The sequence below is a fragment of the Candidatus Flexifilum breve genome (assembly GCF_016713355.1).
In genome coordinates this window covers 26,958-52,406 of record NZ_JADJPI010000011.1, presented here as the reverse complement: position 1 = coordinate 52,406, position 25,449 = coordinate 26,958, and the positions used below count along the sequence as shown (strand labels likewise).

Annotated in this window: 26 protein-coding genes and 1 pseudogene; 14 read left to right on the top strand and 13 right to left on the bottom strand. The window is 60.1% G+C overall.

The window, feature by feature from the left end:
• Positions 1-21 precede the first annotated feature (21 nt).
• From IPK17_RS12040 to IPK17_RS12015, 6 genes are all read right to left on the bottom strand, one after another.
• Positions 22-942 (bottom strand): carbohydrate kinase family protein, encoded by a 921-nt coding sequence (locus IPK17_RS12040; RefSeq protein ID WP_343417937.1) that lies wholly within the window; start codon positions 940-942, stop codon positions 22-24.
• Positions 939-2,111 (bottom strand): methyltransferase domain-containing protein, encoded by a 1,173-nt coding sequence (locus IPK17_RS12035; RefSeq protein ID WP_343417936.1) that lies wholly within the window; start codon positions 2,109-2,111, stop codon positions 939-941. The genes IPK17_RS12040 and IPK17_RS12035 overlap by 4 nt, the downstream gene beginning before the upstream one ends.
• Complete coding sequence (locus tag IPK17_RS12030; RefSeq protein ID WP_343417935.1) at positions 2,101-2,373, bottom strand: hypothetical protein; 273 nt, start codon at positions 2,371-2,373, stop codon at positions 2,101-2,103. The genes IPK17_RS12035 and IPK17_RS12030 overlap by 11 nt, the downstream gene beginning before the upstream one ends.
• Positions 2,370-3,284, bottom strand: a complete 915-nt coding sequence (locus IPK17_RS12025) for a HesA/MoeB/ThiF family protein (protein WP_343417934.1) — start codon at positions 3,282-3,284, stop codon at positions 2,370-2,372. Before IPK17_RS12025 ends, IPK17_RS12030 begins: the two co-directional genes overlap by 4 nt.
• Before the next feature lie 218 nt (positions 3,285-3,502).
• Positions 3,503-4,525 (bottom strand): hypothetical protein, encoded by a 1,023-nt coding sequence (locus IPK17_RS12020; RefSeq protein ID WP_343417933.1) that lies wholly within the window; start codon positions 4,523-4,525, stop codon positions 3,503-3,505.
• Positions 4,526-4,528: 3 nt separating this feature from the next.
• Positions 4,529-4,996, bottom strand: coding sequence for a type II CBASS E2 protein (locus IPK17_RS12015; protein ID WP_343417932.1), 468 nt, complete (start codon positions 4,994-4,996; stop codon positions 4,529-4,531).
• Positions 4,997-5,261: 265 nt separating this feature from the next.
• Here IPK17_RS12015 and IPK17_RS12010 point away from each other — a divergent pair, with 265 nt between their 5' ends.
• The 4 genes from IPK17_RS12010 to IPK17_RS11995 all read left to right on the top strand — a co-directional run bounded on the left by IPK17_RS12010 (position 5,262) and on the right by IPK17_RS11995 (position 7,804).
• The gene (locus IPK17_RS12010; protein WP_343417931.1) at positions 5,262-5,714 is read left to right on the top strand and encodes a GNAT family N-acetyltransferase; all 453 of its coding nucleotides are present in this window, start codon (positions 5,262-5,264) and stop codon (positions 5,712-5,714) included.
• 211 nt (positions 5,715-5,925) lie between these two features.
• Entirely contained in the window at positions 5,926-6,735 is an 810-nt protein-coding gene (locus IPK17_RS12005) for a YwiC-like family protein (protein ID WP_343417930.1), read from the top strand.
• Positions 6,736-6,961: 226 nt separating this feature from the next.
• A complete protein-coding gene (locus IPK17_RS12000) occupies positions 6,962-7,177 on the top strand; it encodes a hypothetical protein (RefSeq protein ID WP_343417929.1) in 216 nt (71 codons plus the stop codon).
• A 3-nt stretch (positions 7,178-7,180) separates the two neighbouring features.
• The gene (locus IPK17_RS11995; protein WP_343417928.1) at positions 7,181-7,804 is read left to right on the top strand and encodes an ArsR/SmtB family transcription factor; all 624 of its coding nucleotides are present in this window, start codon (positions 7,181-7,183) and stop codon (positions 7,802-7,804) included.
• A 137-nt stretch (positions 7,805-7,941) separates the two neighbouring features.
• Here IPK17_RS11995 and IPK17_RS11990 read toward each other — a convergent pair whose 3' ends face one another.
• The 3 genes from IPK17_RS11990 to IPK17_RS11980 form a co-directional block, all read right to left on the bottom strand.
• Complete coding sequence (locus tag IPK17_RS11990; RefSeq protein ID WP_343417927.1) at positions 7,942-8,952, bottom strand: glycosyltransferase family 4 protein; 1,011 nt, start codon at positions 8,950-8,952, stop codon at positions 7,942-7,944.
• Between the two features lie 125 nt (positions 8,953-9,077).
• A complete protein-coding gene (locus IPK17_RS11985; protein WP_343417926.1) occupies positions 9,078-10,517 on the bottom strand; it encodes a formylglycine-generating enzyme family protein in 1,440 nt (479 codons plus the stop codon).
• A gap of 107 nt (positions 10,518-10,624) precedes the next feature.
• Complete coding sequence (locus tag IPK17_RS11980; protein WP_343417925.1) at positions 10,625-10,819, bottom strand: pilus assembly protein; 195 nt, start codon at positions 10,817-10,819, stop codon at positions 10,625-10,627.
• A gap of 196 nt (positions 10,820-11,015) precedes the next feature.
• On the opposite strand from IPK17_RS11980, the gene IPK17_RS11975 reads away from it, so the two are divergent.
• The 6 genes from IPK17_RS11975 to IPK17_RS11950 are packed head-to-tail and all read left to right on the top strand — an operon-like array spanning position 11,016 to position 17,282.
• A complete protein-coding gene (locus IPK17_RS11975; RefSeq protein WP_343417924.1) occupies positions 11,016-12,017 on the top strand; it encodes a GNAT family N-acetyltransferase in 1,002 nt (333 codons plus the stop codon).
• A 10-nt stretch (positions 12,018-12,027) separates the two neighbouring features.
• Positions 12,028-13,323, top strand: coding sequence for a hemolysin family protein (locus IPK17_RS11970; RefSeq protein WP_343417923.1), 1,296 nt, complete (start codon positions 12,028-12,030; stop codon positions 13,321-13,323).
• Positions 13,316-13,999: a response regulator transcription factor gene (locus IPK17_RS11965; RefSeq protein ID WP_343417922.1), complete on the top strand. Its 684-nt coding sequence runs from the start codon at positions 13,316-13,318 to the stop codon at positions 13,997-13,999. The genes IPK17_RS11970 and IPK17_RS11965 overlap by 8 nt, the downstream gene beginning before the upstream one ends.
• A gap of 2 nt (positions 14,000-14,001) precedes the next feature.
• Positions 14,002-15,501 carry a sensor histidine kinase gene (locus tag IPK17_RS11960; RefSeq protein ID WP_343417921.1) on the top strand — a complete coding sequence of 500 codons (1,500 nt, stop codon included), beginning with the start codon at positions 14,002-14,004 and terminating at the stop codon, positions 15,499-15,501.
• A 47-nt stretch (positions 15,502-15,548) separates the two neighbouring features.
• Entirely contained in the window at positions 15,549-16,178 is a 630-nt protein-coding gene (locus IPK17_RS11955) for a hypothetical protein (protein WP_343417920.1), read from the top strand.
• 57 nt (positions 16,179-16,235) lie between these two features.
• Positions 16,236-17,282 carry a CE1 family esterase gene (locus IPK17_RS11950; RefSeq protein ID WP_343417919.1) on the top strand — a complete coding sequence of 349 codons (1,047 nt, stop codon included), beginning with the start codon at positions 16,236-16,238 and terminating at the stop codon, positions 17,280-17,282.
• A 36-nt stretch (positions 17,283-17,318) separates the two neighbouring features.
• On the opposite strand, the pseudogene IPK17_RS11945 reads toward IPK17_RS11950, so the two are convergent.
• Together IPK17_RS11945 and IPK17_RS11940 are read right to left on the bottom strand one after the other, a co-directional pair.
• A pseudogene (locus tag IPK17_RS11945) lies at positions 17,319-18,524 on the bottom strand (LIC_10190 family membrane protein); the annotation flags it as partial.
• Positions 18,525-18,893: 369 nt separating this feature from the next.
• Positions 18,894-20,549 carry a hypothetical protein gene (locus IPK17_RS11940; RefSeq protein WP_343417917.1) on the bottom strand — a complete coding sequence of 552 codons (1,656 nt, stop codon included), beginning with the start codon at positions 20,547-20,549 and terminating at the stop codon, positions 18,894-18,896.
• Positions 20,550-20,739: 190 nt separating this feature from the next.
• On the opposite strand from IPK17_RS11940, the gene IPK17_RS11935 reads away from it, so the two are divergent.
• From IPK17_RS11935 to IPK17_RS11920, 4 genes are all read left to right on the top strand, one after another.
• Positions 20,740-22,350, top strand: coding sequence for a carboxyl transferase domain-containing protein (locus IPK17_RS11935; RefSeq protein WP_343417916.1), 1,611 nt, complete (start codon positions 20,740-20,742; stop codon positions 22,348-22,350).
• 88 nt (positions 22,351-22,438) lie between these two features.
• Positions 22,439-23,050 carry a YkvA family protein gene (locus IPK17_RS11930; RefSeq protein ID WP_343417915.1) on the top strand — a complete coding sequence of 204 codons (612 nt, stop codon included), beginning with the start codon at positions 22,439-22,441 and terminating at the stop codon, positions 23,048-23,050.
• Positions 23,051-23,132: 82 nt separating this feature from the next.
• A complete protein-coding gene (locus IPK17_RS11925; protein WP_343417914.1) occupies positions 23,133-23,444 on the top strand; it encodes a hypothetical protein in 312 nt (103 codons plus the stop codon).
• Positions 23,434-23,688, top strand: a complete 255-nt coding sequence (locus IPK17_RS11920; RefSeq protein ID WP_343417913.1) for a HepT-like ribonuclease domain-containing protein — start codon at positions 23,434-23,436, stop codon at positions 23,686-23,688. The genes IPK17_RS11925 and IPK17_RS11920 overlap by 11 nt, the downstream gene beginning before the upstream one ends.
• Positions 23,689-24,259: 571 nt before the next feature.
• Here the strand turns inward: IPK17_RS11920 and IPK17_RS11915 are convergent.
• Complete coding sequence (locus IPK17_RS11915) at positions 24,260-24,853, bottom strand: zinc-binding dehydrogenase (protein ID WP_343417912.1); 594 nt, start codon at positions 24,851-24,853, stop codon at positions 24,260-24,262.
• Positions 24,854-24,879: 26 nt separating this feature from the next.
• The gene (locus tag IPK17_RS11910) at positions 24,880-25,362 is read right to left on the bottom strand and encodes an alcohol dehydrogenase catalytic domain-containing protein (protein WP_343417911.1); all 483 of its coding nucleotides are present in this window, start codon (positions 25,360-25,362) and stop codon (positions 24,880-24,882) included.
• Positions 25,363-25,449: the final 87 nt, after the last annotated feature.

Below are 25,449 nucleotides of genomic sequence, written 5' to 3'. Positions count from 1 at the left end.
TAACGGATGTTGATCCCTCAATTAAACCACCAATTTGTCGTAGAGCAACTCTTGCGTTAGTCCGGGAAACACCGTGTCTTTGGATTGCAGGGTGAGCGCGGCGGCGGTCATGCCGAGCCGCATGGCCTCATCTTCCGAAACATGATTGAGCAAGCCGAAGATCACCGCGCCCGTGAAAGCGTCGCCCGCGCCCGTCGGGTCGACGACCTGCGTGGCTTTGGCGCGAATGAAACCGCTGCCACTGCCATGCGCATACGCCACGCCGATCTCGCCCATCGTCACCACGGCGATCAGCGCGCCGAGCGAGACGAGCTTGCGCGCCGCCTCCAACGCCGACTCCCGGTCGACGGGCTGCAGGTCGCACAGGGCGGTCGTTTCGGCGGCGTTGGGGATCACCAGATACATCTGATCGAGGTATGGGCGCAGTTTACCCGCCAGCGCTGGCGTCGTCGGGTCAGCGCACACGCGTACGCCGTAGCGATCCGCGATCTCGAAAGCGGTGGCGATGGCCTCGTCGCTCAACGTCGCATCGATCACGAGCAGCGCGGCTTTTTCGATGAGCGGTTCGTGTTTCCACAGGTAGTTGGCGTCGACGTGCTCCATGATCGAGGTATCGTAGATCGTCATGGTCGGCTCGCCGCGCTCGTTGGTCAGCGAGATGAAATTGGCGGTGCGTCCTTCCGACACGACGCGCACATGGCGGCAGTCCACGCCGACTTTGCGCATCCAACGAATCACGCGGCGGCCTGCGCCGTCCACGCCGACCGCCGAGAGCAGCGTCGTCGCCACATCGAGCCGCGCGAGGTTTTCGGCGATATTGCGCGCGCCCCCGCCGAGCGTATTGCGCACAATCCCTGCGTTGACTGCGCCCAAAGGCTGCGGCGCATACGCTTTGACTTCAATGCCCATCGATCCGATCACCAGTGCGTAGCCGTCGGTCATGTTGTCTCATCCTCGAACCATACGTGCAGAGTGTGATCTCGGCGCGGGTAGAGTTTGCCCGCGCGGATTTCCGGTTCACCCCGTTCTTTCGGGATCAGGCGCAAGCGCAGTTGATCCAGTTTGGGGCGTTTAGCCGCGTTCCAGCCTTTGAGCGCGTCCTCGGTTGCCATAAACGAATCGGCGCTGCCGTAGTAATAGATGACGCCGTTCCCATTCAGGGGGATGAAACACGCGCTGCCCCGCGCCAGCAGCGCGAAACCCATGCCTTCAATGCCGTACGGGTGCTGCTCACTGTCGCGCACCTGATACTTCGCAAAGACAAAGTCAGGCGGCGTATTCAGCACCAGATACGGGATAAAGCTCGACCACATCTCACTGAAGGTGAGGGGGACGCTCAGGTGTTCGCGCTCCGCGTCATACGAGAGCAGCGCATGTAAGCGCGCGGTGTCGATGCGGGCGGCCTCGCTGGAGTCGAGCCAGAGCGGCGTCGTCCCCAGGCGGACGCTCAACGACGGCGTGCCGATGCCGCCACGCAGCACCACAAAATTGCACAGCGTGTTCTTGCGGCTGGTCAGGGTCCCATCGCCGGACGGGGTGAAGGCCGCGCTCAACTGGAAGGCGTTCCACCAGATCGGCGCGACGAGCAGACCATCCGGCTTGAGCTGGCGCACCCACATTTTGAGCACGTCCCACACGCCAACCGACGCGATGATGCGATCATATGCCGCCCGCGGCGCATACCCGAGCGCGCCATCGCCGTGCACCACGTTGACCGCGCGCATGCCCGCATCCGCCAGATGATTCTCGGCGTGCATGGCCAATTCTTTGTCGAGTTCGATGGTGGTAACTTTGCCCAGGTCGCCGACGATGTGCTGCATCAGCGCCGCGTTGTAGCCCGACCCGGTGCCGATTTCCAGCACGTTGCAGCCTTCGGTCAAACGGAGCTGGTTGAGCATGTGCGCCATCATGCTCGGCTGGCTGGACGAGCTGATGACCGTACCATCCGCGCCCTGTTTAATGGCAATCGCTTGATCGGAGTAAACCTGTTCGGGAGGCACCTGGGGCAGGAAAAGATGACGCGGGACAGCGCGAAAGGCCCGTTCCAGCCGGGGCTCAGTCAGCAGTCCCGCGTCTTTAAGCGCGTTGACCAGTGCCGCGTTATCGGCCATACCACGCTCGACGCTTTTTGAGCGAAACGCCCGCTTCGGCGTCACTGCGCCGCGTGGTTTTCACACGGCCACGCGCGTCAATGTGGACTTGTCCGGCCTTTTGCAGGCGCGCGAATTCCTCCGGCGTGATCGCCGGCGCCGGCTCGCCGCCGAGCCGTTCCAACCGTTCCTTGTAGCCTTCATCGGTCGGATTCGCGTCTTGATCGGTGGGTTCGGGAGGAGGGGTAGTGCCGCCCGGTTGGTTATTGAGCTCGTCCGTCACGATTTTTGTTCCTTTTCGTCCTCTACAATCATGCCCGTTTCCTGCATCAAGTCATCCAGCGATACGCCGCCCTCTTCGGAGAGCGCCGCCTGCCGCCGGAAGTAGTCCCCGCAGATCAAGCAGTCGGGGTTGCGGTCAACGGTTGCCCACACCGCGGTATACGGCGGGCTGATCTGGCCGTCGACGATCTCCAGCGCCACATTGGCGAGGATGACGGTGTTGCCGGGCATGTCCTTATGAATGGCACTGTCACGCAAGAGTTCATTGAGCGCGATATCCGCCTGCACCGAGGCGACGCGGGTGACGTGCAGCCACAGCGCCGGTTCGGCTTCCAGCGTGCCACTTTCCCCGATCATACCATAATCGAGTTCGCGCTCGCCGAAATTCTTCACGGCGGCTAATTCGTCGCGCAGCTCCGCCGCCCAGCAGGCGTAACACGGGCCATCGTACGGCGTGATCGCGACGACATCGCCGCCTTCGCCACGCTCGTACACGCCCGCATACACGGCTGGGATCAACTTTTCGAGCGCCACCTGATTGATGACGTATTTCGGGTTTTCGCCATCCACGCCGGAGATGATGATGTCGACGCCGTCGAGCGCGTCCTTGTGGTCTTCGATCAGGCCAATCACCGTTTTCACGTCGGCGTTCGGGTTGCGCTGGCGAATCAGGTCGGCCACCGCTTCGACTTTCGGCTGTCCCAGATACCGCCGATCCGCGACATGGCGCACGATGTTGGTTTCTTCCAGCGTATCGTCATCAATGAGCACAAAATGGCCGACGCCGCTCATGGCCAGGGTGAGCGCGACGAACCCGCCGCCCGACCCGAGGCCGATCACCGCGACGCGCTTTTCTGCCAGCCGCGCCAGATTATCTGAGCCGATCAACCGCTCTACTCGATCCCAACTCATGGTTTTACTCCTAACGGTTACTGTCAGAGGGTTGATCCCGCATCCTGACGACCGCATTATCATTCGCTGTTCGTAGGGGCAAGGCGCGCCTTGCCCCTACACGTCTTCGCCGTTTCGACCTAACCTCACCCCGCCCCCTCTCCTAAAGGAGAGGGGCAAACCGCGCGTTTTTGCTGGCTCCCCTCCCCGAATTCGGGGAGGGGTAGGGGGTGGGGTGCTTACTTCCCTAGCTTCGCTTCCGCCGCCTTGATCACGTCGATCAGCAGGTGATCCGCTGTCCAGTCGAAGTGTAGATCCAGCGGCGTTGACGCCTTCCACGTCTGCTCGAACACCTTGTACATATCGTCGTCTTCGCTCATGTGGATGAACGGCGCGACCCGCACCTTCGGCGCCGACTTCGGGTAGTCGGCTTTGGTGGCGATGATCAGCAGCTTATCGCCGCCCATGCGCCCCACCAGATAGCAGACTTCGAGCGGCGGCGTCTCGTCAGTGTCGTACAACGTGACTGAGACGAACAACTGCTCGGCTTGCAGCGCGTCGTTTTCGCGGGTGAAGCGCGCATCGTCCACGAGATGCCACGGGTATTCGGCCAGTGTCGGCAGTTGATCGTTCGGGTAGATGGTCGGCGCGATGGGCAGGAAGCCGTGCGCGTTCTTGTCGATGTACCAGAAGTCGACGCGCATGGCGTCGCCGCTCGCCTGCGGCACCATCAGAAAGTTGGTCGTCACATTGGAAGGGACAATCGTATGCGGATGATCGAGCGTGACGATCGGCGCGAGCAGAAAATCGGTGTTGTTGTCCTCATCGTCGATCCAGTCGATGGCGGTCATCAGGTCGCCGCCGCTCGGCTGAATCATGAAGCCGGGCTGCTTGTGCCAGTCGCCGAGATAGCGCAGCGGCACATCCCACTTGGAGCCGAGCATCTTGGTCAAAAACGTACCGTTCTTCTCACGCTGCACGCGCCAATTCTCCTGCAGCCACCAGATGAGATCATCCTGCCGATCATCGCCCTGCTGGAACGTGTGGAACTGGCGGATCGCGCTGTCATCCGGCGAAATCGTATCCAGCGCGTAGAGGGTCGGCACACCGCTGGGATGCTGGCGCGGCACGTAAAAGCCGACCATGGCCTCGCCCGTTTCATCTTCCATATGGGTGGCCGCCGCGGCAGCCATCTTGTCGATCACGCGCTGCGCGACGACCAAATTCGGCACGCTGCGCCCCGTGATGCGCTTCATCACCATGATTTATCTCCGGCGTGGCGGAAGCGGCGTGTTCGGGTCGACCCGTTCTTCGATACCGGGCCATTCCTTCGTCGCCCGCCAGGTGTAATAGGCATACAGCCACTGGACCGCCCACCCGGCGACAGTGACGGCCGTCGAGCGGCTGGGATTCCAGCCGTAGTGTTCGCCGTCCTTCGGGTTGAACAGGCACAGTTGACCGTCTTCATACTGGTGCTTCTCACTGTAAATGCGCGGTTCGAGTACGTACGCTTCTGCGGGGCGGCTCGGGTAGTCGTCCGGGTATTCGATCTTCAGGCGATGCAGTGGCTGCTTCAAGTTCGCCAGATTCACCTCGATCCACCCTTCCCAGTACAATCGCCCGGTCGACGGCACGTTGAGCTTAAACGTGTTTTCAAAGGTCGCCCGCATTGCCTCGACTTCCAGCCGCAGACGCGGCGAGACGTTGTTCCGCGTTCCCCACCATGCAGACATGGATTCCCTCACGGTTTGCATTGCATTTCACAAGCACGATTGTACCATGCCAACATATTCCTCTATACGCAGTCCACGCCGAAAATGTTGCGAACCCCCACGATCTGAGGGGGTGCCAGCCTTTACCTCCAGCACCGCCAGGATCTGCTACACTAACGCTACGAATCTAGTCAGCGAAGGCAGCCACACCCTGCAACCTCTCGACCGGGCGCGTCGAGCGTCCCGCCGAGCGTGGGGTGCTGGCCTACGACAGGAGAAACACTCCATGCAAACGCGTTTCGCCACCGCCGAGGATCACGCCGCGCTCGCATCACTCTACGCCATGGTGCAGGACTCGCACGCCTCGGCGTATCCGCACATGTTCAAACATAATCACCTGACCCGTGAAGGGCTGGAGGAGCTGATTGCGAGCGGCTTGCAGTTTTTGGTCGCGGAACAAAATGGACGGATCGTCGGTTATGTGCTGATTCAGGTACTCGATCAGCCGGATGATTTCGAACATCACGCCCACAAAGCGCTGCTGATTCACAATATGGCGATGAACGGCGGGTCGAATACTGCCGATGTGCTGCTGAATGCGGCCTATGACTATGGGCGCGCACAGGGCATCAGCGAGGTGCAGTTGGAAGTGTGGGCGTTTAACAGCGGCGTCGAACGCTGGGTGAAGAGCATGGGGTACAAACCCCTGCGCACCCGTTACACCATGAATTTGAAATAGGGATGAGGTTGGCCAGTAGCTCGGTAAGATAGTGGGATCTGCGTGGCCTCACCCCTAAATCCCCTCTCCCACGGGAGAGGGGACTTCACGAACACGCGTTTTTCCCCTCTCCGAACGGAGAGGGGGCAGGGGTGAGGCCAAAAACAGACACTTCACGCTCTTCTACATACTTACCGGACAACCTCGTCCCAGCATCAATTAGGATAGTGGTATGTCTAATTCCGGAGTGCGGACGAAAGCGCCCGTGCGTCTTCGTCCGATTGCGCTCCCCGCCGAACACGGCGGCTGGAGCTTTGTCCTCGAACCGATTCTGCTGGGCTGGCTCGTCGCCTTTTCGACGGCGGGTTTGTTCTACGGAATCGGTATGTTTTTCGCCTTTATGGCGCGGCATCCGCTCAAACTGGCGTTGAGTGACCGGCGCAAAGGGCAGCGCTTGGCGCGCACCCCGTACGCGGAACGCTTCGCGCTCGGCTACGGACTGACCGCGGCGGTCGCGTTTGGGCTGGCGCTGCTCACGGGCGGCCTGACGCCGCTCGTGCCACTATTGATCGCGCTGCCGTTGTTCGCGCTGCAAGCCTACTGGGACGCGACCGGGCAAAGCCGCGAACTGCTCACCGAACTGAGCGGCCCGGCGACGCTGGCGGTGATCGCCGCGTCGATCACGCTGGCAGGCGGGTGGTCGCCGCTGCAAGCGGTCGCCCTGTGGGTGCTGATCGTCGCGCGGGCACTGCCCTCGATCCTGTATGTACGGGCACGGCTGCGGCGGGGGCGCGGTCAGCCATTCAATCGCTACTCGGTCAATGGCGCCCATAGCGGCGCGCTGCTGCTGGCCTTCCCACTCCTCGATGCGGGGTTGATCCCGATCACCGCCCTGTTGGCACTCCTACTGCTGCTCCTGCGGGCGACCTACGGCTTATTAATCGCGGAGCCGCGCGTCCCCGCGAAAGTGATCGGGATGCAGGAAGTGATCTTCGGCGCGGTGTTCGTGGTGCTCACGGCGGTCGGATATGTCCGCCTATGACCATGGATAGATAGGGCACGACCGAGCTGCGCCCGTCTGGCTAATCCAAATTACAGCATGGAAAATAACAGATGTCACCAAATGCTTAAATTAATTCAAGCATTGAAAATCTCAATTGACTTTTGAAAATCGCAGTCGTAGAATCAAGATAAATATTTGAAATATTTTAAACGCTCCGTTGTTACGAACTGCACAAGCAGCAATATAGGGTGCTAGGAGCGTCCAAATGAACTGGGATCAAATCGACTACGAGCAGTATCGCAAGGAACTCATCAAACAGGCGCAGATGGATCTGTTGGCTCAGGAAGTGTTGCACGAGCAGCACAAGCAGAACAATCCCGCGCTCGCGTGGGTTGGCCAGCGCATCGCCAATTTCGGCCTGAAGCTGGTGGAAATCGCGAAGCCTGATGGTGACTCCAAACAGGATGTGAGTCTGAATTAACGCATGAGTGATCAGCAAGCGGCGGGCGGGTATCAACCCGCCCCTAAATTTCGGATTACGACGCTGGAAACGCTGAAGGTGTTCTCTGACACCCTGCGCCAGCAGATCATCGAAGCCCTGCTCGAAGGCCCCAAGACGGTCAAGCAAATTGCCGCCGAGCTGGATCTCGCCCCCACCAAACTCTACTACCATGTCAATCTGCTCGAAGAACACGGCTTGATCCGCGTGACTGATACGCGCATTGTGTCGGGGATCATCGAGAAGCATTACCAGTCGGCAGCGTATGCCTTCGAGATCAACCGCCCGCTGCTCACACCCGGTCAGGACTCCGGCGATGACGCCATTGACGCGGCCATCGACGCGATGATCGAACCGATTCGCGGTGACATCCACAAGGCCTTCAAGCAGGGCGCCATCGACATGAGCGATGACAGCCTACCCTACGAAAAGCTGCGCATGTGGCGCGCCACCAGCGGCCTCACGGTCGAACAGGCCGCCGAATTCTACCGCCGCCTCGAAGCACTGGTGGCCGAGTTCAACACGCTGCGCGAACTCAACGCGGATGAGTCGCAGCAGTGGGGGATGGTGGTCGGCATTTACCCCGTCGCGCACAAACCGAAGAAGTAAGCGCAAAGCCACTGTAGGCCGGACGCTAAAGCATCCGGCCTGCGTAAGTAAGCCCCGTGAACGGGGCTGTGAGAGCCTGCTTCAGCGGGCTTTTTGTTATAGGCAGAGGCTTTGAGCCTCTACCATTGGACAAATAATCAAGCCGTTCCAGCCTGATAAAGCTCCGCCATATGCCGCGCGGCGATGATGTCCCATGTCAGCGCTGCGACGGCCCGCGTGCCACCTGCCACAATCCGCGCGCGCAACTCCGGTTGGGCGATCAACTGCTGAACCGCCGCCGCCAACCCAACCGCATCGTCGACGTTCGCCAGCAGTCCATTTTCGCCGTCGATCACATGATCGGCAGGCATGCCCATGCGCGTGGAGATCACCGGAATGCCCGCCGCCCACGCTTCCGTGAAGGCTTTCGGGCCGCCCTCTTCGCGCGACGCGATCAGGATGAGGTCGGCGGCGCGGAAACAGGCGGCGGTGTCGGCATGCGTGGCGAAGTTGTGATGCGCGAACGGCACACCGATCTGGCGCAGCCCCGCTTTGACATAACCGCGCTGATGCCCGGTCAGCAGCACGAACAGCCGCGGCTCACGCGGATACAACCGCGCGATCACGTCGAGGAACACGTCCGGCCCTTTGATGAGCTTTGGCGCGTCGCCCTCGTCATTACCGAGGCCATCAGTCTGGAACGAGCCGATACATACTGCGTCGACGGGGATGCCCAATTCGGCGCGTCCGCGCGCGCTCGGTTGGCGGTAGCGCGCCAGATCAACGCCCAGCGGAATCACAGCGATTTTGGTGTCGGGAATGCCTGCCGTCAGCAAATGCTGTCGCGTGCTCTGGCACGAGGTGATGATGCGCTCGATCTCGTCCACGCGCCCTAACAGCCGCGTATACATCGGCGCGTAGTCGGGGTCGTCGGGCGCGCCGTGATACCACGTGACGAGCACGCGATTCGACGGGTGGATCCCGGCGTCGGCGTTGTCGAGGTACTCATAGCGGTTGATGTAGTGCAGCAGCGTGTTCTGCACGGGGGATGGCGTGGTCACGAGCGGCGCGGTGATGCTGAACTGCCGCCGCAGCGAATCGCTCAGGGCGAGGGCATCTTCTTTGAGCGCCCACGTATTGCGCCCGATCACGTAGAGCAAGGGGAGCATCAGCGTTCGACCTCTAGATAACGCAGGGGCGCAGCATGCTGCGCCCCGACAGAAGTGTGTGTGATTGATTACCCCTCACCCCAGCCCCTCGCCTTGGGAGAGGGGATTTAGGGGTGAGGTGACTTTTACCCCGAAGCGAGCGTCGCCGTCGGGATGGCGCTGGTTGGCGCGGGCGGAACGGTCGGCGCGCTGTCGATCTGCTCTTCGTTCGTGCCGAGCGTCGCCGGATTCGGCGTGTTGGTGGGCAGCGCGAGATCCGTTTCACCCGTCTGCGCGGCTTCCGCGCCGAGCGGCCCCGTGCCGGGGACCGGCGCGCCGGGTTCTTCGACACAGCGGAAACCGATGTCCGCGGTCGGGTCGAGCGGCGGTTGGTTGCGGCGGTGGACGGTGCGCGCGAAGAACGGCATGGTATCCCACGAGCCACCGCGATTCACCTTGTCTGTGCCCGCGGTCGGGCCAGTTGGATCAGGTTGGCTGGCAGTGGGGTTGGCGTAGTAGCGTGTGTCGTACCAGTCATTCACCCATTCGGCGACGTTACCCGCCATGTTGAGCACGCCCTGCAGGGTCGCGCCCGTCGGGAAGCTGAAAGCCGACACCTTCGCGCCGAGCGTACCATCGGCGAGGCGGCGGGTCGCGGCGAGACTGCCGTTCCACTCGTTACCCCACGGATAGATGAAGCCCTGATCGCGCGACCGGGCGGCGAATTCCCATTCGGCTTCCGTCGGCAGACGGCGACCCACGGCTTCGCAGTACGCCTGCGCGCCGTACCACGTCACGTTAGTGACCGGGAAGTCCGCGATCACGCCGGGGACGCTGTAGTTGGCGCTGTCAAACGAGACGTTGCTCGTCTCCGAGTCGTTGCTCGTCTCCATGCATGGCTGTCCGAGGCAGCCATTGCGGTGACTACCCGCGCCCATTTCGTTCAGGAACGTCAGGTACTGCTGATAGGTGACTTCGGTCGTCTCCATGTTGAAGGTGCTGACCGTCACCGGATGCTGGGGGAAGGAATCTTCGCCGTAGGATAGCTGACAGGTCCCGGCGTCACCGCCGTACCCGCCGAGACATTCCTGCACGGCCGAGGTGACTTCGCTGATGGTCGTACCCATCTGGAACGTGCCACCTTCAATGGCCACCACTTCACTGCGGCCAGCAATCGTACGCGAGAACCGCGATGTGCCGGCCACCTGACCAGCACCGCTCAACGCGCCGCCATTCCCCGCCGTCGCCGTAGTAGGCGCAAGCGTGGGCTGCACAGTTTGCAGCGTGGGCGGAATCGTCGGGCTGGCGGTCGGCGCCTGAACTTCAAGCTGAATGCCCTGCGTGGCCGTAGGCGGGCCGAGCGTTGGTGTCAGCGTGGCGGTCACCGGAGCGGGTGTCGCGGTAATGATGAACGGGGTCTGGGTTGCGGCATTGGCGACACGGTTCGGGTCGAGGCTCGCTACGCCCGTTGCCAGTGCCGCCAGAACGAGGATCACCGAGCAACCGAAGCCCAATACCATCCCGATTACGATCCACTGCCATGCGGCACTACCGGAACGCCGACGCTGGGGATTATATCGTGCCATTACTACCATCTCTCCTGTTTAGACAGAATTGGCACTATAGTAAACGAAAGACCCTACCAGAACAACGGTAGGGTCTTTCAAGAAGGACGGGGGAACAATAATGTGAATTAGATGTTGTTCACCACGTTGGAGAAAACGTTGCCGATCCATGGCCCTAAAAAGGTGATAACCACGAGAACGACAATCACGACAAGTACAAGGATCAGCGCGTATTCCACCAACCCTTGTCCACTGGGCTCTTCAGCAGAGAACCAGCGTGACAGAGCGTGTCGCATCCGCCCTGCCCACAACTCAATGCCCATAAGACCTCCCGCTCACTGATGACTACAAGTGTCCAGCGCAAATGAACGGCGCGGGATGCTACCACAATCGTACTATAGCATTTCATGAATATTTTACAATTAAGTTTGAGACTTTTTTCAGATGTCTCTGACAATCTATTGACAAAATCCTAGTCTGCTCGTTACGCTAACCTAAAATGCTTTGTGAGGTTTGTTCGTGGTAGTCACATTGAGCATTCCCAGTGTGTCTGCGGGACTGCGCCCGGTTAATTTACGCACTGATCTCGCGCCGCTGGCCGACCTCATCGAATTGGCGTTTGCCGATACGATGGACAGCAGCGGACGCGCAGCGATTCGGGAAATGCGCACGCTCAGCCGCGTCGCGCCGGGGTTGGGCGCGCTGCTCAACGTCAACGAAGTGGCGCAGGGCATCGGCTTAGGCTACGTGTGGATCGAAGACGGTCGGTTGGTGGGCAATACGTCGGTGTATCCGGCGCATCTGCCGCGCAGCTTCGGCTCATCCTGGATCATCGCCAACGTCGCCGTGCATCCGGACTATCGCGGGCGCGGCATCGCCCGGCAGTTGATGCAGGCCAGCATGGACATGATCCGCAAGCGCGGGCACGCGACCACCACTGTACTGCAGGTCGAAGACGGCAATGATGTCGCGCGCCACCTCTACGAGAGCCTCGGCTTCACCGCCGACCGCACCTTCCATATCTGGCGGCGCAGCAGCACCGCGCGCATTCCCGCGCCGCAGGATGCGGTCTACATCACCCGCCGCCGCCCGGACGAATGGAAAGCCGAGTATGACCTCGCGCGGCGCGTGCGCCCCAACGACCAAGGCGGCATGGGCTGGCTGCGACCACTTACGACCGGGCTCTTCCGCCCGTCGCTCGCCAAAATGATCAGCGACCTGTTCAATATGCGCTCCATCGAACGGCTGATCGTCCGCACAGACACCGATCATGTGCTGCGCGCCTCCCTGTGGATCGAATCGGCGTTCGCGTCCAGCTCGGTCCAACTCAGCTTGCTGGTTGACCCGGACTACGCAGGCGTGTACGATGATGCCCTGCTTAATCTGGCGGCACGGCGCTTCGGGCTGCGTTCCGCCCTCATGATCGAGCATCCGGCGGATGACATCCTCACCAACGCGATTCTCCAAAAATACGCCTTCACCCGGCAGCGTTCCTTAGTCCATATGACCTGGAGAGCCTAACAAACAATCTATGGAACTTTTGATCATCCTTGGGTTGATCGTCCTCAATGGCATCTTTTCGATGTCCGAAGCTGCTATCATCGCCTCGCGCAAAAGCCGCTTACAGCAGCAAGCTGAGAAAGGGAATAAAGGGGCTCAGACCGCGCTTAAACTCGCGGACGACCCCAACCGCTTTCTCTCCACCGTGCAAATCGGCATCACGCTGATCGGCATCATGACCGGCGCCATCGGCGGGGCCGCGCTCGAACACCAATTCGCGCGTCTACTGGTCGATACACCGTTCGCACCCTACAGCGATGTGATCTCCTTCACGATGATCGTCCTCCTCACGACCTATCTCTCGCTGATCATCGGCGAACTCGTCCCGAAGCGGCTCGCGCTGCGCGCGCCCGAAGCCATGGCAATGCGCGTCGCGCGCCCCATGAACCTGCTGTCCCGCCTGACCGCGCCCATCGTCAGCCTGTTGAGCGCCTCGACCGAGGCGCTGCTGTGGGTGCTGCGCGCCCGCCACACCGACGAAGCCCCGATCACGGAAGATGAAATCACGGGCATGGTCAAACAGGGCATCGAAGCGGGCGTGTTCCAAGAGACGGCGCACGACATGGTCGAAGGCGTATTCAGCCTCAGCGACCGCCGCAACAGCGCCCTGATGACCCCACGGACCGAAGTGTTGTGGCTGAACATTCAAGACGACATTGGGCTGATCCGCGACGAACTGATCAAAGGTGATCATTCGCGCTTCCCGGTGTGCGCTGGCGATCTCGATCATGTGCTCGGCGTAGTGCATTCTAAGAACGTGATGGATCATCTGCTGCTCGGCAAACCGCTCGACGTGCAGGCGCTCATGCAGCCCGCGCTCACCGTTCCGGCGTCTGCGCCGGTCACGCGGACGCTGGAGCTGTTCCGGGAGAACAAAGGTCATTTCGCGCTGGTGATTGGCGAATATGGCGAAACGCTCGGCATCATCACCCTGCAAGATGTCCTTGAGGAGATTGTCGGGGAGGTAGAAACCTCCGCCGAACCGGAAATTGTGCGGCGCGACGACGGCTCATACCTGCTCGACGGCCTGCTGCCCATCGATGAATTCGGCGATCTGTTCGCGGTTGAGGACATCCCCGGCGCGCACAAAGTCTTCGAAACGCTCGGCGGTTTCATCATGGCACTACGGGACGAAATCCCCAAAGCGGGCGATCAACTGACTTGGGGTACACTACGCATAGAAGTGATCGACATGGACGGTAACCGCGTGGATAAAGTGCTGGTGTCCACGCTCGAAGCAGCCCCGAAGGATGAAGCCGATGGCTGAAACAATCTTGATCGTCGATGATGAGCAGCACATCATCGATCTCGCCAAGCTGTATCTGGAACAGGAAGGTTACAAAACGACGAGCGCGACCGATGGTAAGACCGCGCTGCAGAAAATACTGCACGAGAAGCCGTCGCTCGTCGTGCTCGACCTGATGCTGCCACAGATGGACGGTTGGGAAGTCTGCCGCCGTGTGCGCGCCGAAAGCGACGTACCGATCATCATGCTGACCGCGCGCAGCGACGATATCGACCGCATTGTGGGGCTGGAACTGGGCGCGGATGACTACCTGACCAAGCCGTTCAACCCGCGCGAACTGGTCGCTCGCGTGCGCGCGATTTTACGCCGGATTGCGCCGCGCAGTCAGCCTGTCGCCAGCGCCGAAACGGCAGTCACGCTCGATAATCTGGCAATTTACCCGGAACGCCGCATCGTCATGGTGGACGGCCACGAGGTCGATCTGCGCATGAAAGAGTTCGACTTGATCTACACACTGGCACAGAACGTCGGCATGGTATTCACGCGCGAAAAGCTGCTCGACGTGGTGTGGGGCTACGATTTCGCGGGCGAAACGCGCACAGTCGACGTGCATATCGCGCACCTGCGGCATAAGCTCAAGGGTATGCGCCCGGTTATCGATACCGTGTGGGGTGTCGGCTACCGTCTGGACGTGTAACGATGCTGGCTCGGCTGCGCGGTCGCTTATTCCTCTCGTATGTGCTGCTCATGGCGGTCATGCTGATCGTCGTGGGTGTGGCGCTGTTCGCCATCCTCAACCTGCGCAATGCGCCGCCGGAAACCACCTATCTGCGCCTCGCGACCACCGCGCTCAGCGTTGACCTGCGGCAGATTCTCGCCGAGGCGGCGACCGCCTACGTCGAATCGCCCGCGGCGGGCTGGGAACGGCTGACCAGCCAGTTGGATGCCGTGGCAACTGACCGCGAAGTTCGCATCCTGATCGTGCGCGAAGTCACACAGGATGTGCTCTACGACAGCGCCCAGTCATTCATTGATCGACCGCTCAACGCCGATGTCGAAAACTACGATATCCCGGCGGCCATCGCCCGCGGCGTGATCACCCGCTTGGCGGCGATTCGCGCCGTACGCGGCATCTTCAGTGATGGCGGCGACGAGTGGCTGTTCGTCGGTCTGCAGTCGATTCGCCAGCCCACCGACGAAACGGCCAATGTGCTGCTGTTTGCCGACCCGCGCCCGCGTCAATCGCTGCAAGCGGCGCTGAGCGACTTCGGCACGGAACTCGCGCCGCTGTTCCTGCAAGCCGGGGGCATTGGCTTGATCATCGCGGTCATGCTCGCCGGGTGGATCACGCGCAGCATCACCCGCCCGCTGCAAACGGTCGCGAGCGCGGCCTCGGAAGTGGCGCAGGGGCACTATGATCGGCGCGTGCCGATGGCGGGGCCGGAGGAAGTTAAGGCGGTCGCCGATGCCTTCAACCAGATGAGCGAGAAGATTCAGGCCGAGCAGCGCTCACAGCAGGACTTCCTCGCCAACGTGTCGCACGACCTCAAGACGCCGCTCACCTCGATTCAGGGCTTCTCGCAGGCCATCATGGACGGCGTCGGCGATCCGATTCCGGCGGCGCGCATCATCCACGAAGAAGCGGGACGCCTCAACCGCATGGTCATCGAATTGACCGATCTGGCGCGCTTACAGGCGGGGCGGCTCTCCATGCAAACCACCCCCATCGATATGGGCGATCTGACGGCGGCGGTGGGACAGCGCCTCGCCATCATGGCGCGCGAAAAACAGGTCGCGCTGACCGTCAACGCGCCGTCCATGCCCGTGATCGCCGGGGATGGGGATCGACTGGTGCAGGTGGTGACCAATCTGATCAGCAATGCGATCAAGTACACGCCGTCGGGCGGCAAAGTGAATGTATGCACGCAGGTGCGCAACGGCGGCGTCGAAGTGGTCGTCACGGATACCGGGCTGGGCATCGCCGCGAGCGAGCTCCCGCGCATCTTCGAGCGCTTCTATCAAGTGGATAAGGCGCGTGGGCCGCAGCGGGGCACGGGCTTAGGTCTGGCGATTGTGCAAGAGATCATTCAGGCGCACGGCGGCAGAATCAGCGTGACGAGTCCCGGCGAAGGACAAGGCTCGACGTTCACAGTGTGGCTGCCCTCTCCGCAGATGTCGACGATCATGCGGCGGCGCTAGCCGCCGCCGTGGCGTAACCTCACCCTCACCGATCATAGGAGCACACCATGACCCAACCGATTGAGTATGTGACCATCGTCGAACCTGTTCTGGAAGTCACGCTCATCGGCACAGCCGACCGCGCCGTGTGGGCGCCGCACCTTGACCTCGATGCACGGACCGCCGATCCCGTAACCGTCGTGTTGAGCGCGGTCGAAACGACCTACATGGGCGTGCGTTTTCGCGAATTGTCGCTCTCGCTGCTGCTGGATGACGCAAAGGGGATACTCGTCCATGCGTTCAACTCCAGCCGCGTGTTCGCCTTCATCGAACGGCAAATGTTTCACACGCCGTACTACTACGCGGCGATCAGCGTCACAGCCCGACACATCCACCTCGCCATTCAGGGACAGCCGCTGCTCGACGCGCGTCTGCCGGATACGGCGCCTGTTGAACGCAGCGCGGACGAATGCCGCGAATGGCAGCTAACCCTGCCGACGACGAAGCCACAGTATTTCTATGCTCGGCTGGAAGGGCACACGGAGTATTACGCCTGCGCCGGAAGCACAGTGCAGGGCTTCGATCATCCCGCTATGCCGCCCGCTTTCACCTATTTGCAGCAGTCGAACTTCCGATTGCACACCTGGTCAGTGCGCACAACTGCCCGTCACAGCAAGTCGAAGACCTATTCCCGCTGAAAATGAACTATTGCCCCCACCTGTGGGTAAACTTCACAGAAAACAGGAGAGTGGTTTATGGTGCGCCTACTGGCAGTCGTGCGTTTCGTTGGGATACTGATGTTCTTGCTGTTCCCGCTCTCGGCGTTGCTGCATGCGCCGATCTCCGCGCAAGAGGCGACTCCCGAACCGACCGCTGAGGTCACACTCGAGGCGACCAACGAAGTCACGCCGGAGGCGACGGCGGCGCTGCCCCCCAACGCCCTGCTCGACTTCCCCGGCCCCGGCGATTACACCGTCCAGCTCGGCATCGACGGCATCCCACGCACGCTCAGCGTGTATATCCCCGAAGCGTATATTACTTCGTCGGCGGCGGTGCCGCTGGTCGTCGTAATGCATGGCGCAGGCGGCAGCGGCAATGAAATCCAGTCGTGGTCGGGGTGGAGTGAACTAGCGGAAGCTGAAAACTTCGTTGTGATCTATCCGGATGGTCTCAACAATGTGTGGAATGACGGTCGCCTCGGTGATGCGCGTATCACCGATGTGAACGACGCCGGGTTCATCAATGCGTCGATCAACTTCATGTCGGACAAACTCAACATCGACCAGCAGCGCATTTATGCGACGGGCTTCTCAATGGGCGGCATGCTTTCGTTCCGTCTCGCCTGCCAGATGCCAGATCGTTTGGCGGCGATTGCCTCGGTCGCGTCAAGCATGCCCGAATACGTCGCGCCGTACTGCACCGACGGCGAACACATGCCCGTGCTGATCATTCAGGGCACAGCCGATAACGTCGTGCCATTCTACGGCATGCCGCGTCAAGGCTTAGGTTATATGTCGGCGGCCAACAGCCTGCTCTACTGGACGCGCCAGAACGAATGCGCCACGTCAAGCGGCATTGATATGCTGGAAGATGTCGATCCTGATGATGGGGCGCGCGTGCTGCTGCAAACCGCCACCGACTGCGCGAATGGCGCCGATGTGATGTTCTACGGCGTGTACTATGGCGGGCACAACTACCCCGGTCATGCGCTCGGACTCGACCTCGGCACGACGACCTTTGACATTGACGCGACGCAGGTGATCTGGGAGTTCTTCAAGGCGCATCCACGCGCGGCGGGATAGACGGCGCACGATCGGCGTGTTTCGGGCTGTAGTCCATTACTGAGACCTAAATCCATCCCGTAAATCCGCTGTTCGCAGCACAACCCCATATCTAGTGACTTGAGATGGAGTGGTACACGGCAAGGGTGTATCCCAGCACGGGCCATCGTCATTCGGTGCAAAGTATTGAGTCCCATCTGGAAACTCGAAAGTCTGATACTCTGGTGCCCACTGCTCCTGCAAATTTACATTCCACATGTAAGGCACATATAGAACTACCTGCATCAAAGAGATAGCTAGCACTCCGTACAAAAACGGTTTTCGCAGCTTTCGAGATATGCCAAGTGCTAGTCCACCTAAGCCCAGCGTGAAGAAACTCGCAAGCCCAAATTCGGTTGAGGGCATGACGATAAACCAATACACCAACCCTACAATCGGTGGTGCAAACAACAGTAAACGTCTATAGGGACGCCGAACAGCAAATACGAGGGCTGGTAGCATGGCCACTGTGGAGAATATCGCCGGCAATTGGACGATTCTTTTCCACCAATTCGGTATCCAGCCCCATTCTCCATCTGCTGCGATAGGTACAGGACTGGAATATCTGGCATAAATGGTTACTTGGGCGGCATCAGCATTTGCACTCACATCTGGAACTCGCCAGTCAACACCAATTGCCCCAAGCGTTGCTGGATATACGGGCATTCCCGACAGAACGATACCATGAGCTATCCATGCTAGACCAAGTAGACTTGCAAGGGTCAAGGGTTTTACCAGTGAGCGAATCGGTGGTTTAGCCACAATCCAAGCCACGAGTAAGGCTGTACCCGCAAAGAAGACGATACTCAATTTCACAGTGATTGCTGCAGCAACAAATATGATCAACAATCTGTGATCGATCTCAGTGTTATCCAGTAGTCGCGCGAGTCTTATGGCAATAACAAATCCAAGCAAAGTTACTACGATGCTCGTTTCCAGCGTCATGAGACTTTTCAGATAGAGTGATATAGGGAAAATCATCAGAGCTTGGAAGAAATCTGACCATTTGCCCGACTTACGCAAGCGTACCGCGGCTAGTACACTGCCAACCGCTGATGCGACAAACAGCGCACCCATTCCATAGTGCATGGGGGTGCTAGGTAGTTCTGTAAATAGCGCGTTATAGAGCAAAGAGGAGTTGTTAAACCCAAACCGCCCTTGTATGTTTGCAAGACCCGGCACGACCGGGTAGGCTGCATACCATTTCACAACCTGTAATTGATACCCCCCATCATCGGCTTAAGTGATGGAGCAGTCGCGAAACCTGCTAGTAAGAGCGCGATCATGGGCGCGACTAGCCATGTTCGTTTTGGAACGGGACGCCAGCGCAGCCAACCAAGCAGACTAATTGCACAGAGAACCACACCAATGATCGGAGTAATCGGTGCAACCAAATGATAGACGAGTAGAACAGCGATCGTTATTACCCAGCCTTCAACCACATGGTAAACAATAATCCGAGTCCAAGCGCCGTGACTCCAATAATGACCCAAACAATGAGGATTTCGATCATTTTAGTGTTTGCCTCACAGAGAATAGCAGCGTGTGCCGCCAGTAAAACGGCGTAAATTAATTGTTCCGGTGCTGCCTTGCTCATTGAGCAAGATGTAGGTAATCAGAAAGCCAGAGAGGACAAAAAACAGTGTTACCGCATCCCGCCCATCCAGCAAGAACGGCTTGAGTAGGCCGGGACCGGCATGAAAACCAATCTTCACTGAAAGCTGCGTAGACACGCAGTCCATTCAAACCAGGAAGTATCTGGCCACAACCTCTCCTGACGAGCAACCGCGAACATCTCCATCTATTTGAATTGTAAGAGGGGTATGGTGTCTGAAACGCATGAGAAAAACCAACCCCTTCTTTAATCGCAAAAAGGGGGTTGGTTTGGAAAACTACTTTAGCTGCTGGCGGTCGCTTCCGGGCGTGGTTTCGACCGGGGCGGCGTCCGTTGCTTCGGCGGTGGCTTCCGCCGTCGTTTCGATGGTCGGCGCAAGCGTCGGCATGGCGGTCGGCGTGGCGGGCGGCAGCGAGCTCGCCGACAGGTTGAGCGCAGGCAGAATTTGGAACGAGGCCATCACCTGCGCCAGCGTTTGATTCTGGTCGGCGGCGGGGTCGCTTCAGCCAGCAGACCGGGCAGTTCGGTCGCTTCGGCAGCCGGTTCCGCCGACGGCAGCGCACCGTGTTCAGGTCAATATCCGCGCCGGAGAAATGCAGGTTGGCGATGTACAATGCGTTCGCGCCATTGAGCAGCACGGCGAGGCCGCTAAAGGCCGCGCCTTCGACATCGTTATAAGTATACGCCACCGAGAAACCGGAAACGTCACCACGGGTGACTGGAGCGACGCTCAACACGGTCGCGCCGGGGCGTTCCGCTTCCAACCACGCGCTGGCAGCCGCTTCATCGGCCACCGACTGACCCGCGCGGGCTTCCACGCGCAGCGCTTCGCCGTTCGTGCCGGTGATGCTGGCCGGGCGACCCGGCGCGCTGTCGGTGACGGTCCACGCTTGCGGGTAGCGGATGATGGCGCTCGTCACATTGTCATAGTACGCGTTCCAGTTGAACGGTTCCGCTGCGAACTGCTTAAACGGCGTGATCTTTCCGGTCAGGTTGGAGAGCAGGAAGCGCAGCGTTTCGGTCGCGTTTTCCGGCACGACCACGCGCACGACGTAAATCCATTCGCCGTCTGTCCACACGTTCTGCCGCGCGACATAGGTCTGACCATTCGCCAGCCCCACGCGGAAATCGATGGTCAGGATATCATTTTCAAAGGAACGATTTGTCTCAATGGGGTCACGGAAATTCGACCACGTCGCGAGAATGGTTTCTTGCGTAAAACGGGCATCTAAGTCTTGCGGGGTAATCGGGCCTTCCGCATCCTGCACGTAGGCGTCGATCACGCTCAACTGGGTCTGGTTGATCATGTTGACCTGCGCGATGCCCGCATTGCTGCTCGGCGAGCTGACTTCCCAACCCGTCGGTTCGGGGATCGTGTACATGCCAGTCGGGTGCAGATAGACCTTGTCGAAGCTGATGCCGCTGTAGTCCGCAATCACGGGGGGATACGTCGGCGTCGGCACGGTGGTGGGATCAACGGTCTGCGTGGTCGTGGTCTGGTTGCGGGTGATCAGGGGATGATCGTCCCGGCAATCAGGACGACAAACATGAATACGCCCAGAATGATGCTGGCTCTTCTGGAACTGTTTTTGTTCATACGTAAGGACTCCGGTGAGATGGGCAAAACCCGGCAAATCATACCCTAAAAGCCGCGCGATGTTAAGTCTGGCTCAAAAAGAGCGATTGGCCGTTAGCCATTAGCCGTTGGCTAAAAGCAGAGCCATTCTATTCAGGTCTAGGTTACAATACACATGACTGATCACTTTCCCAGTGTTTTTGCTAACTGCTAATGGCTGACAGCTAACCGCTAAAAAGGCTTCTTGCATGGAAATTCTTGAAACCCACATCAACCCGAACGATGCGCAGTTTCAGCGCAACGCGGAACAGCAACGCGCGCTGGTCAGCGAACTGCGCGCACGGCTCGCGCTCGTGCGCCAAGGTGGCGGCGCGAAGTATCAGCAGCGCCACCGCGAGCAAGGCAAGCTGTTTGTGCGCGACCGCATCGACCGCCTGATCGACCCCGGCTCGGCGTTTCTGGAGATCGCGCCGCTCGCCGCGTGGGAATTATACGGCGGTGATGCGCCCGCGGCGGGCGTCGTCACGGGCATCGGGCGGGTGAGCGGCGTCGAGTGCGTGATCGTCGCCAATGATGCGACCGTCAAAGGCGGCACGTACTACCAGCTGACGGTCAAGAAGCACCTGCGCGCCCAGCAGATCGCACTGGAGAACAACCTGCCCTGCATCTACTTGGTGGACAGCGGCGGCGCGTTTTTGCCGATGCAGGATGAAGTTTTCCCCGACTCCGACGACTTCGGGCGCATCTTCTACAATCAGGCGACGATGAGCGCGGCGGGCATCCCGCAGATCAGCGCGGTGATGGGGAGCTGCACGGCGGGCGGCGCGTATGTCCCGGCGATGTCCGACGAGACGGTGATCGTCAAGGGCACCGGGACGATCTTCCTCGGTGGGCCGCCGCTGGTCAAAGCGGCGACGGGCGAAGACGTGACCGCCGAAGAACTGGGCGGCGCGTATGTGCACACGCACGTCTCCGGTGTCGCGGATCACTACGCCGAGGACGACGATCACGGACTGGAAATCGTGCGCGGCATTGCGGCGACGCTCAACCGCCCGAAGACGTTCGACGTGGATGTGACCGCGCCCGAAGAACCGCTCTACGATCCCGCCGAGCTTTACGGCATCCTCCCGACGAGCTTCCGCGAGACCTACGACGCCCGCGAGATCATCGCGCGGCTGGTCGATGGCAGCCGCTTCCGCGAATTCAAAGCCAACTACGGCACGACGCTCGTCACGGGCTTCGCGCGGCTCGAAGGCTTCCCGGTGGGCATCATCGCCAACAACGGCGTGCTGTTCAGCGAATCGGCGCTCAAGGGCGCGCATTTCATCGAACTGTGTACGGCGCGGAACATCCCGCTGCTGTTCTTGCAAAACATCACCGGCTTTATGGTCGGCAAGGCGTACGAGAGCGGCGGCATCGCCAAAGATGGCGCGAAGATGGTGCACGCGGTCGCCAACGCCGCTGTCCCCAAGCTGACCGTGATCGTCGGCGGGAGCTTTGGCGCGGGCAATTACGGGATGTGCGGGCGGGCGTATCAGCCGCGCTTCCTGTGGATGTGGCCGAACAGCCGCATCAGCGTGATGGGCGGCGAGCAGGCGGCGAACGTGCTGTTGACCGTCAAGCGCGATCAACTGGCGCGCGAGGGCAAGCCGGACCTGACGCCAGAGGAGCAGGCCGAGTTCAAAGCGCCAATTCACGAAAAGTACGAAACCGAAGGTAGCCCGTACTACTCGACCGCCCGCTTGTGGGATGATGGCATCCTCGACCCCGCGCAAACCCGGCGCGTGCTCGGCCTCGCCCTGAGCGCGTGCATGAATCAGCGCAACCCACCGACCCGATTCGGCGTATTCAGAATGTGAGGAAAAGACTCAACGCAAAGGCGCGAAGACGCTAAGACGCCAAGAAAGAGTAGGGACGAGGCATGCCTCGTCCTTGAGGAGTATGGGAATGACTGAGAATGCAACCGTCCCGGCTGATCCCGGTATGGGGATTGAACCGCTGAAAGAAGCGGAGATTCACGGGCGCGCGCCGGATTGGTACGACCAGTGGCGCAGCCGCATCCGCGAATGGGTGCAGCGCGGCGCAGATGAACAGGTCGCGCAGATTGTGCTGCTCGTCCCCGACATGCTGATGCTGGTGGTGCGACTGGCGCGGGATAAGCGCGTGCCGTTTCTGCTGAAAGCGCAGCTTCTCCTAGCGGCGGCCTATGTGATCAGCCCGGTGGATCTCGTGCCGGAGGCGATTCTCGGTGTGATCGGCTTGGCAGAAGACGCGGGCGCACTGGCGCTCGTGCTCATGTGGATCAGCGGGATTGGCAATGTCGATAAGCAGGTGCTGCGGGATAACTGGTCGGGGAGCGGCGATGTAGAGCAGGCGATCACCGGGCTGCATAAGCGCGTCACCGACAACGCCGACAAGCTGTTCACGCCGGAGACGTGGGCGAAGATCCGCGCGCGCTTTGAACGCGGCGCACCGGATGTGGTCGAAGGCAAGGCGAAACGCCGTCTGCCCCGCTTAAGTCTGCGGCGGAAAAAGCCAGCCGAGGAAGAAGTGCTCTAGGTGTAGGGACGAGGCTATCGACCTCGTCCTTTTTATTTCGGCAGTATAATCAACCTGTTCGTGTGAGTGAAAGTGCAAGCCGATGGCGCTCAATCTCCAGATCGCCCCGCAAAAACCCGCGGCCCTCCCCGACAAATGGGGGATTCAGGACCTCGCGATCTTCGACACGCACGAGCGCGAAGGCGAAGGCTTGATCACCGATGTGATGTACACACTTTTACCCGGCTACGAGACGCCCGGTTACTTTCACGGGTTCTTCGACATGGAAGATGAGCTTGGCGCGATTTTGGGACGACGCGTAGCGATGGACGAGCGCGAACTCGTCAAAAGCTATACAACGCGTAAACACTTTGAACAGCTCTTGAACACAATGCAGGTTATCTATGCCCGATGAAGAACTTCTCGCTCACATGCTGGATGCAGCAGGGCGTATACAGAGCTATTTGACTGGCATTACCCGCGATCAGTTCTTGCAGAATCGCCTCCGCCAAGATGCCGTCATTCGCTGTATTCAAGTGATTGGCGAGGCAGCCCGGCGGGTATCAAACGACATGCGGATTGATCATCCCGAAATTGAGTGGCGCAAGATGATGGGAATGCGAACGCTTGTCATTCACGAATTTCCGGATCGATCTTGAAGTGATCTGGGATGCTGTCCAAGACAGTCTACCACCTTTGATTGCCGCGTTACTGCCCTCGTCCCACCGAAAGAATAGGGCTTTACAAACTGGTATCAGTTCGCCGAACGCGCATTTCGCGTTGATCGCCAGCGCGCATGACAAACTCGATGCAATCAGGATTCCCAACGAATTTATGCTGTTACCCCAAGTTATTCAGCCACGACATCTGGCGCTGCTCGGATGCGGCCAGTACCGTACAGCGCAGACTTTCATCTTGGATGATTACTAATGGTTCTGTTGGCTCTCCATCCGAGACACAGGGAATATTTGACGTTTCGCCGATAAAGCGCAGCAGTTCCTGCGCCGAAGTGGTCTCCAGCGGCAGATTTTGGCTAAGAGATAGTCATGCACTGCTTCGACGGCTGGCAAAGCGTGTGAAATCAGCATACTCGCGATCCGCGCACAAATACCCAGCGTAAACTCGAGTACGCAGATGAACGCGAAGACGATCCCAATCACCATCAAATGAATGCGGAGACACCCGCGATCACTTGGTTTGCTAGTTGCCGACATTGAGCAGTTGACCGCGCTAGAACACAATCACCCCGCGGGCGACGCTGCCCGTCATCATCGTCTCGAACGCCTCGTTGATCTCCTCAAGGCTGTACTCTTGCGTGACCAGTTCATCCAGCTTGAGCTTGCCCGCCGCGTACAAATCCACCAGCAGCGGGAAATCGCGCTGTGAGTCGACCGAGCCGTAGTAGCTGCCTTTGACCGACTTTTCCTCGCGTGTGATGATCGAGCCGGGCAGGTTGGTCGCGGAGCCCATCGGCGATAAGCCCGCGAGAATCACGTTGCCGCCGGGACGCGCCGCCGCCAGCGCCATCTCTTGCAGCTTGGGCAGGCCGACCGCCTCAAACGCGTGATCTGCGCCGCGCCCACCCGTGAGCGCGCGGATCTCGGCGATGGTATTGTCATTCGAGAGCAGCGCGTGCGTCGCGCCGAATTCCTGCGCGATGCGCATTTTCGCCGGATTGGTATCCACGGCGATGATGGTACTCGCGCCGCAGATCGCCGCGCCTTGCAGCACGTTCAAGCCGACGCCGCCGCACCCGATCACGACCACGCTGTCGCCGGGGCGCACGTTCGCCGTGTAGAAGGCCGCGCCGACGCCCGTCGCCACCGCGCACCCGACCAGCGAGGCGGCAGTCAGCGGGACATCGCGGCGATCGGGATGCAGCTCTGCTCCGGCACGACGACGTGATCGGCGAACGAGGCGAGGCCGCAGTAGGCGTAGACCAGATCGCCGTTGGGCAGATGCAGGCGCGTCGTCCCGTCGAGCATGACGCCCGCCCAGATCGGATCGGTGAAGGTCGCGCACAGATTCGGCTTATCGTGGCGGCAGTACCAGCAGTCGCCGCACGCCGGCGCCCAGTTGAGAATGACGTGATCGCCCGGTTGAATGCGCGTGACGCCTTCCCCGACCGCTTCGACCACGCCCGCGCCTTCATGTCCGCACACAACGGGCAGCGGGTGGCGGGTCGTCCCGGTGACGAGGTGATAATCGCTGTGACACACGCCGCATGCGGCGATCTTCACGCGGACTTCGCCCGCGCGCGGGTCGTCGAGCGTGAGCGTTTCGAGAATGAACGGGGTATTGGGCGTATACAGGACTGCGGCTTGAATTTGCATGGTGTTTCCCTCCGAAAACAATTGTAACGAAAAGAAAATACCTAACGCAAAGATGTAAGGCGGCGAAGGCCAAAGCGGCAGACACCG

What these genes read in the sequence shown, in the direction of transcription:
- IPK17_RS12040 (WP_343417937.1), bottom strand. Translation starts at nt 942, where the DNA reads ATGACCGACGGCTACGCACTGGTGATCGGATCGATGGGCATTGAAGTC.
- IPK17_RS12035 (WP_343417936.1), bottom strand. Translation starts at nt 2,111, where the DNA reads ATGGCCGATAACGCGGCACTGGTCAACGCGCTTAAAGACGCGGGACTG.
- IPK17_RS12025 (WP_343417934.1), bottom strand. Translation starts at nt 3,284, where the DNA reads ATGAGTTGGGATCGAGTAGAGCGGTTGATCGGCTCAGATAATCTGGCG.
- IPK17_RS12020 (WP_343417933.1), bottom strand. Translation starts at nt 4,525, where the DNA reads ATGGTGATGAAGCGCATCACGGGGCGCAGCGTGCCGAATTTGGTCGTC.
- IPK17_RS12015 (WP_343417932.1), bottom strand. Translation starts at nt 4,996, where the DNA reads ATGTCTGCATGGTGGGGAACGCGGAACAACGTCTCGCCGCGTCTGCGG.
- IPK17_RS12010 (WP_343417931.1), top strand. Translation starts at nt 5,262, where the DNA reads ATGCAAACGCGTTTCGCCACCGCCGAGGATCACGCCGCGCTCGCATCA.
- IPK17_RS12005 (WP_343417930.1), top strand. Translation starts at nt 5,926, where the DNA reads ATGTCTAATTCCGGAGTGCGGACGAAAGCGCCCGTGCGTCTTCGTCCG.
- IPK17_RS12000 (WP_343417929.1), top strand. Translation starts at nt 6,962, where the DNA reads ATGAACTGGGATCAAATCGACTACGAGCAGTATCGCAAGGAACTCATC.
- IPK17_RS11995 (WP_343417928.1), top strand. Translation starts at nt 7,181, where the DNA reads ATGAGTGATCAGCAAGCGGCGGGCGGGTATCAACCCGCCCCTAAATTT.
- IPK17_RS11990 (WP_343417927.1), bottom strand. Translation starts at nt 8,952, where the DNA reads ATGCTCCCCTTGCTCTACGTGATCGGGCGCAATACGTGGGCGCTCAAA.
- IPK17_RS11985 (WP_343417926.1), bottom strand. Translation starts at nt 10,517, where the DNA reads ATGGCACGATATAATCCCCAGCGTCGGCGTTCCGGTAGTGCCGCATGG.
- IPK17_RS11980 (WP_343417925.1), bottom strand. Translation starts at nt 10,819, where the DNA reads ATGGGCATTGAGTTGTGGGCAGGGCGGATGCGACACGCTCTGTCACGC.
- IPK17_RS11970 (WP_343417923.1), top strand. Translation starts at nt 12,028, where the DNA reads ATGGAACTTTTGATCATCCTTGGGTTGATCGTCCTCAATGGCATCTTT.
- IPK17_RS11965 (WP_343417922.1), top strand. Translation starts at nt 13,316, where the DNA reads ATGGCTGAAACAATCTTGATCGTCGATGATGAGCAGCACATCATCGAT.
- IPK17_RS11960 (WP_343417921.1), top strand. Translation starts at nt 14,002, where the DNA reads ATGCTGGCTCGGCTGCGCGGTCGCTTATTCCTCTCGTATGTGCTGCTC.
- IPK17_RS11955 (WP_343417920.1), top strand. Translation starts at nt 15,549, where the DNA reads ATGACCCAACCGATTGAGTATGTGACCATCGTCGAACCTGTTCTGGAA.
- IPK17_RS11950 (WP_343417919.1), top strand. Translation starts at nt 16,236, where the DNA reads ATGGTGCGCCTACTGGCAGTCGTGCGTTTCGTTGGGATACTGATGTTC.
- IPK17_RS11935 (WP_343417916.1), top strand. Translation starts at nt 20,740, where the DNA reads ATGGAAATTCTTGAAACCCACATCAACCCGAACGATGCGCAGTTTCAG.
- IPK17_RS11930 (WP_343417915.1), top strand. Translation starts at nt 22,439, where the DNA reads ATGACTGAGAATGCAACCGTCCCGGCTGATCCCGGTATGGGGATTGAA.
- IPK17_RS11925 (WP_343417914.1), top strand. Translation starts at nt 23,133, where the DNA reads ATGGCGCTCAATCTCCAGATCGCCCCGCAAAAACCCGCGGCCCTCCCC.
- IPK17_RS11920 (WP_343417913.1), top strand. Translation starts at nt 23,434, where the DNA reads ATGCCCGATGAAGAACTTCTCGCTCACATGCTGGATGCAGCAGGGCGT.
- IPK17_RS11910 (WP_343417911.1), bottom strand. Translation starts at nt 25,362, where the DNA reads ATGCAAATTCAAGCCGCAGTCCTGTATACGCCCAATACCCCGTTCATT.